Genomic DNA, 1,133 nt, shown 5'->3' with positions numbered 1-1,133 from the left:
GAATCCACCTGATCCGCCGCTATGCGGTAGAAACCGAAGCGGCTGGGTTCCTTGCATTGCCGGAAGAAGTTTTTGAAAAAGTTGTCGAGCATGTCGCCATGCTTGTCGAACAGTAGAAAATCCTTTGCGTTGTCCAGCCTTGCCGGAGTCCGCTTGGGCGAGCCGTCCGCATTAAGGCCGGCTACCACGCTGATTTCGCCCGTCTTTTCGTCACGGACTATCAGCACGTCCTTTTCGTCGCTTTTCTTTGCCATTTTGAAAAATTTTTAATTGTTATTTATTAAAGAAATTATGGATACGAGCCTTGTAGAACTCGACATCGTCCTTCTGGAAGTCCTTTACGTGTTCCGACAGGAATTTCAGTACGTCATCTTCGCTGTAATAGGTCTTCTTGCCCAGTATCTTGTAGGGCAAGGCTCCCGTGCTGCGGTAGCGTTGCAGTGACCGTTTGCTTATCTGGAGCAGCAGGCACAGGTCCTGGTTGTCAAAGAGCCGTATCCTGTCCGGCGTGTGTTCCCGTTTTTCCGGTGCTTTCAGGGCAAGCAGCATCTCGTCCTGACGTTCAAGCCTTTCAAGGATGGTTTCCATCCACTGTTCAAACAGTTTCTTTGTCAGCAGTTCCATGTTCATGTCCTCCTTCCTTTCGGCTGCCTGCCGTTTCCGGTGGGCAGTCTGCTGTTATGGTGCAGTTCGTTGAGTGTCCTGCCGTCCTCCCGGATGGTATGGGAGTCAAGAATCCTCCGGATTTCCGAGAGCCTGTACTGGCATTTGCGCCGCAGGACCACGTATCTGATACGGTGATCATCCCTCATGCGCTGCAAGGTCCGCTTGCTTACGCCCAGTTCTCTGGCGGCTTCATTCGTGTCGAGAAGCCTGTCCGTATTTTCACGTTTCATCGCCTCCCTGATTTCACGGACATAGCCGGCCACTTCTGCTATCTGTTCCATCATTGCCTTGTATGCGGAACTTTCCATCGTTATCACTTTCATGTTCTGTCTTTTTTTCTTGTTCCTGCGGCAAAGTTCAGCAATAAACAAAAGGGGCTTTAACAACTCACTACGTGGCTCACGTGAGATTTTTTTGAGAAATGGCTCCGTTACCCGGACAAACGGCGCAACAAGTTGCCAGTTAGC

General features: G+C 50.5%; 2 protein-coding genes and 1 pseudogene. All 3 read right to left on the bottom strand.

Annotated features, from left to right (window positions below; translation table 11 throughout):
- Positions 1-254: pseudogene (locus I6E24_RS16355) on the bottom strand (hypothetical protein); the annotation flags it as partial.
- Between the two features lie 19 nt (positions 255-273).
- A complete protein-coding gene (locus I6E24_RS16350) occupies positions 274-624 on the bottom strand; it encodes a helix-turn-helix domain-containing protein (protein ID WP_217770530.1) in 351 nt (116 codons plus the stop codon).
- A gap of 2 nt (positions 625-626) precedes the next feature.
- Positions 627-1,052: a helix-turn-helix domain-containing protein gene (locus I6E24_RS16345; RefSeq protein WP_455577815.1), complete on the bottom strand. Its 426-nt coding sequence runs from the start codon at positions 1,050-1,052 to the stop codon at positions 627-629.
- Positions 1,053-1,133: the final 81 nt, after the last annotated feature.

This window comes from Bacteroides caecigallinarum, assembly GCF_021530995.1.
GTDB classification, from domain to species: Bacteria; Bacteroidota; Bacteroidia; order Bacteroidales; family Bacteroidaceae; genus Phocaeicola; species Phocaeicola faecigallinarum.
The sequence above is the reverse complement of the archived record's forward strand: the minus strand, read 5'-3'. Positions and strand labels throughout refer to the sequence as shown.

Excerpts from the sequence above, each read along its gene's own strand:
- I6E24_RS16350 (WP_217770530.1), bottom strand. The coding sequence starts at position 624 with ATGGAACTGCTGACAAAGAAACTGTTTGAACAGTGGATGGAAACCATC.